At 39.1% G+C, this 4,587-nt stretch carries 5 protein-coding genes and 1 pseudogene; 3 read left to right on the top strand and 3 right to left on the bottom strand.

The genetic code is table 11. The annotated features are described in order from the left end of the window. Position 1 precedes the first annotated feature (1 nt). A pseudogene (locus FTV48_RS14120) lies at positions 2-127 on the top strand (IS6 family transposase); the annotation flags it as partial. A 41-nt stretch (positions 128-168) separates the two neighbouring features. Here the strand turns inward: FTV48_RS14120 and FTV48_RS14125 are convergent. The 3 genes from FTV48_RS14125 to FTV48_RS14135 form a co-directional block, all read right to left on the bottom strand. After that, complete coding sequence (locus FTV48_RS14125) at positions 169-471, bottom strand: helix-turn-helix domain-containing protein (RefSeq protein ID WP_001140620.1); 303 nt, start codon at positions 469-471, stop codon at positions 169-171. Continuing rightward, on the bottom strand, positions 464-820 hold the full coding sequence (locus FTV48_RS14130) for a type II toxin-antitoxin system RelE/ParE family toxin (protein ID WP_004668307.1): 357 nt from the start codon (positions 818-820) through the stop codon (positions 464-466). Before FTV48_RS14130 ends, FTV48_RS14125 begins: the two co-directional genes overlap by 8 nt. Before the next feature lie 558 nt (positions 821-1,378). After that, the gene (locus FTV48_RS14135) at positions 1,379-2,713 is read right to left on the bottom strand and encodes an ISNCY family transposase (RefSeq protein ID WP_015060273.1); all 1,335 of its coding nucleotides are present in this window, start codon (positions 2,711-2,713) and stop codon (positions 1,379-1,381) included. A 279-nt stretch (positions 2,714-2,992) separates the two neighbouring features. Between FTV48_RS14135 and FTV48_RS15045 the strand changes: the two genes are divergently transcribed. Together FTV48_RS15045 and chrA are read left to right on the top strand one after the other, a co-directional pair. Then, complete coding sequence (locus FTV48_RS15045; protein ID WP_035270385.1) at positions 2,993-3,190, top strand: hypothetical protein; 198 nt, start codon at positions 2,993-2,995, stop codon at positions 3,188-3,190. A gap of 142 nt (positions 3,191-3,332) precedes the next feature. Further along, positions 3,333-4,505, top strand: a complete 1,173-nt coding sequence (chrA, locus tag FTV48_RS14140; RefSeq protein ID WP_180000734.1) for a chromate efflux transporter — start codon at positions 3,333-3,335, stop codon at positions 4,503-4,505. Positions 4,506-4,587: the final 82 nt, after the last annotated feature.

The following is a 4,587-nucleotide window of genomic DNA, read 5'->3' on the forward strand; positions in this document are numbered from 1 at the left end:
AATCATTCTTTGGGCTGTGCGCTGGTATTGTAAATATGGCATTAGCTATCGTGAACGGCAGGAAATGCTGGCCGAACGGGGTGTGAATGTTGATCACACGACTATTTACCGTTGGGTTCAACGTTATACGAATCTAAAAATGGGAGCCTATAGCTCCCATTTTTATTGTTAAACGTTGAATCCTATATGTTTTCCTGTTGGAAGCTCTACATCAATACGGAGCTTCCCACCCATTGCCTCAACATACTTTTTCATGGTTGAAATCTTAAGATCATTGCCACGATTTTCTATTGCTGAAAGCGATGGCTGTTTTATTCCCAAAGTTTCAGCAAGCTCTTTTTGAGAAATTTCGAGTTCTTCACGAATAAGATGAAGCTGATTTTCTAGCAGTAATTCATCTGCCATTTTTTGAATACGGGCTTGGCTCTCTGGAGAGCGGCTAGCTAACAATTCTTGCAGAGTCTTAGCCATTAGATTTATCTCCTAGGGTGGTGAGATGAAGTTGGTATTGTTCATCTGCAATATCCAGCATGTCTTTATAAAAACGCTTTTTACCGCCTTTATCAGCAATACATAGAACAATAGCCTGTCGTAAGGGATCAAATGCGAAGAAAGCTCTTAAGGGTCTACCGCGATGTTGAACACGCAGTTCTTTCATATTGGTAAATTTAGACTCATACACAGTATCTACTAAAGGACGGCCTAAACTCGGTCCCTGCTGCTGTAGAACAACCAGGGCAGCTAGGACCTTCTCTTGTGTAGGTTCATCTTGCTGTTCAAGCCACTGATTAAATAGATCTGTCGTAATGACTGTCCACATACCACAACCAAAATATAGATTATAGTCTATATTTTAGGGGCATTATGTTTGTTTTGCAAATGAGAAAGGATAGGCAATAAAAAACCCCGGTATCCTGCCGGGGTTTTTTATTGTGCGATCTTTGGTAGGTGCTGCTCTACCTCACAATCCTAGTGTTAGAACTTATCATTGTTGTTTTTTGCTCCGGAACATCCTGTTCCTGTATGAATCTATCGTAGGGATATTCTAGCTATCCTGATAGCCGCAAAGAACTGGAATTTGAGTAAGCTAAAGCGTACAAAGTGCCTGAAATTTATCCACAAGAAATGGGGATAATTTTGAACATTCACGCATTGATAAAATTTAAAAAATCGCAAAATCGACTACTTTTTAAACAAATTTATTGGCAAGAACTATCAAAACCGCCTAAAAAAAAGCCGACTTGTTTCAAAATCGACTTTTTGCTGATTTCTTAGTCATGACTAAATTTTTAAGTTATTGATATTTAAATTAATATACAAGTGTTGTTATTCACCAATTAAAATGTCTATGCGATAAACCATTTAAAATGTCCTGTTTTTAACTGCAAGAGTCAAGCACAGGATTTAAATTTCTTTGTTCAATAACCGCTTTCTGAGCTTTACGACTCGGCATACTTTTCTTGAGACGGGAACGTTTATTTTGTTTTTCCAACTCTTCATGCTGTTGCTGGATATGCGCCAGAACCGAGCCTAATCTTTTATTCTCAACCACTTCATTCTGCTGTAGTCCAGCCAGTTTATTGAAGACACTATAGTTGATCTTCCGTCCTTCATGCATGATCGCCACAGTGCCATCCGGGTACTCCAGAAATGAAATGTATTGCCCAACAAGCTTATGATTCAGCTCTGTCGGTTCAAGCAGATAAATACACTTGTCATAGGTGATGGTGAGGTTCTTCGTGACCTTACGCGGTTCCTGCCAGGTGAATATATCCTCCAGCTCAGCATCAGACTCTGTTAGCGGACGATGTAAGTTCTTTGAATTTCGCGCACACTTGGCGAACTTCTGGTTGAAATGCTCAATAAAGCAGGGTAACCAGGCATTGGCTTCGGCAATTGAACTGATGCCTTCCAGACGCATCTCCTTGATCAAACGGTCTTGAAGGGTTCTATTCGCGCGTTCTACGCGACCTTTAGCCTGTGGTGAGTTGGCAAAGATAATATCAATGTTTAACTCATTCAGAATCCGGCCAAATTGCGTGATCTTGCTGTCCTGGCTCGATTTCTGGTTCACTCGGAAGACCGAATGTTTATCGCTATAAAAGGCCAGAGGCTTACCGTATTGTTCAATGTAGGCTCGGGTTGAAAGCATATAGTCGAAGGTCGTTTCTGCCTCACAGAAGCGCAGATGCAACAGCTTTCCAGTGGCATCATCGATATACACCAATAAACAGCACTTAGCAGCGCGTCCTTCGAACCAGTCATGATATGAGCCATCAATCTGGATCAGCTCACCGAAGCAATCACGGTTATAACGTGGCTGATATGGACGTTTAAGGCGCTTGGATCGCGGAATCCAGAGGTCATTTGCAGTCATCCAGCGCCGAAGCGTTTCTACCGGGATATTCAGGTCAAATATGCTGCTGAGCTTCTCATGGGCCAAGGTAGGTCCAAATCCCAGCAGATGTTCGGAAATAATGGAAAGACATTTTGATTTTAATAAATCATCATGGCGACGATGGCCAGGTTGACCACGGCTGGCATGCGCCATACCTGAAACACCATCTTGATTGAGCTTCTGTAATAACCGGGTAATTTGACGGGTTGAAAGATTAAGGATTTCAGCAGCACGGACTTGGGTAATACGATGATCTCGAACGTCTTGCAGAACAGCAAGACGTTGAATTTCTTTGTCAGACATAGTGATCAGCATCTATATTTCATATCCAGTCCATGATGTTTAAACCATCATAAACTAGACATTTTTATTGGTGAGAATATAGACATTTTGAATGGTGAGTAACAAGTGTACTTCGTATAAGCGCCATTATGTTAAATGGCCGGGTATTTAGATGAATAATAATGCTTTCAATTGGGTAAAGCTTGCAGAATCCTGCTGAATTTGTAATCCTTGCGCCCAAGGGTGTCTAGCTAAGCTGAGGCAGGTGTTTGTTGTAGTCGGGCCGCTACAATATTGATAAAGAGCGCCTGTATGTTTAATTTCAAGATTTTTAATAAAGTCTCTACGGAAGTATTGACGATAAAAAATGACCTCGAGCTTAATTCCGAAATCCAATTAATTAATAAGTATAAAACTGCTCATTGTGAGAACTATCGAAAAGCAATTATTTTGATCTTTAAAGAACGTGGTTACACTAGAGCAGAAATAAGCCAATTATTCGAGACTTAAGCTCAAATGCTTTCCAATATTTCAGATTTAAGTAACTACAATCATATTAAAATCTAAGACATAGATCGTTATCTTTTTCAGAATCAATAACGGTTAATCAATATTTTAGTGTTCCTTTTCTATTTCTTGATCCTAACTTTTTATGATTTCTAATACTTATAGTTTTTTTACTATTTTCCTGATTTTCTTGCGTCTCGGACTAACTTCTTTTGGAGGTCCAGCTGCTCATTTAGGATATTTTCGTGAAGAATTTGTGATACGCAGACAGTGGTTTAGTGATAGTAGCTATGCAGACTTAGTTGCTCTTTGTCAATTTTTGCCTGGGCCTGCTAGCAGTCAAGTGGGAATTGCTATTGGTTTTTATCGTTCAGGTTATATGGGAGCGTTAGCAGCATGGGTTGGTTTTACATTACCTTCGGCAATTGTTTTGATTCTATTTGCAGTAGGATTAACTTATTACGACAATAGTCAACTTGCAGGTGTATTAGAGGGCTTAAAAATAGTTGCAGTTGCAGTTGTAATACAAGCCCTCTGGGGAATGGCTCGTAGTCTTTGTCCAGATCCTCCTCGTATTACGATTATGGCTTTTACAGCTTGCTTCGTCCTTCTTATTCCGTCAATTTGGGGACAAGTATTAGCAATTATTATTTCAGGGATGATTGGATTACTAGTATTTAAGCAAAATACTGTAATAACTCATAATTCATTACCTGTATCTATAACGACACGGGCTGGATGGTCTTGGTTAGCTATATTTTTCAGCTTATTAATTGGATTACCTTTCCTAAACGTTCTTTTTCCAAATCAAATAATTTCATTAATAGATGCTTTCTATCGTGCCGGATCTTTAGTTTTTGGAGGTGGGCATGTAGTTCTGCCTCTATTACAAAGTGAGATTGTTTCAACTGGATGGCTAAATAACGATACATTCCTAGCCGGATATAGTCTCGCTCAGGCAGTACCTGGTCCTCTATTCACATTTGCTGCATTTCTTGGTGCATCAATGGAAGGAAGCTTTTCGAATTGGATAATAGGCTTAATTTGTCTATTAGCTATTTTTATACCGTCTTTTCTTTTAGTATTTGGAATTCTACCATTTTGGGAGCGTATGCGTAATAATACACATATGAGAGCTGCATTATATTCTATCAATGCTGCGGTGGTAGGAATCTTATTAGCAGCTCTTTATCAGCCAATATGGACAAGTAGTATTTATAAATCTCAAAATTTCTGTATGGCATTAATAGCATTGATTGCTTTAATGTTTTGGAAACTGCCGTATTTTTTTTCTATTTTTTATCCTGTTTATTCATGATTGACTGTTTATCAAACTTAACAATAGGCGCTTGTATTACTTGTAAGCTTTCAATCTGAAGCTTTCCTATTGTCCAAATGAG

It is taken from the genome of Acinetobacter sp. YH18001 (assembly GCF_013416975.1).
GTDB lineage: Bacteria > Pseudomonadota > Gammaproteobacteria > Pseudomonadales > Moraxellaceae > Acinetobacter > Acinetobacter pseudolwoffii.

Excerpts from the sequence above, each read along its gene's own strand:
- FTV48_RS14125 (WP_001140620.1), bottom strand. The coding sequence starts at position 471 with ATGGCTAAGACTCTGCAAGAATTGTTAGCTAGCCGCTCTCCAGAGAGC.
- FTV48_RS14130 (WP_004668307.1), bottom strand. The coding sequence starts at position 820 with ATGTGGACAGTCATTACGACAGATCTATTTAATCAGTGGCTTGAACAG.
- FTV48_RS14135 (WP_015060273.1), bottom strand. The coding sequence starts at position 2,713 with ATGCTGATCACTATGTCTGACAAAGAAATTCAACGTCTTGCTGTTCTG.
- FTV48_RS15045 (WP_035270385.1), top strand. The coding sequence starts at position 2,993 with ATGTTTAATTTCAAGATTTTTAATAAAGTCTCTACGGAAGTATTGACG.
- chrA (WP_180000734.1), top strand. The coding sequence starts at position 3,333 with ATGATTTCTAATACTTATAGTTTTTTTACTATTTTCCTGATTTTCTTG.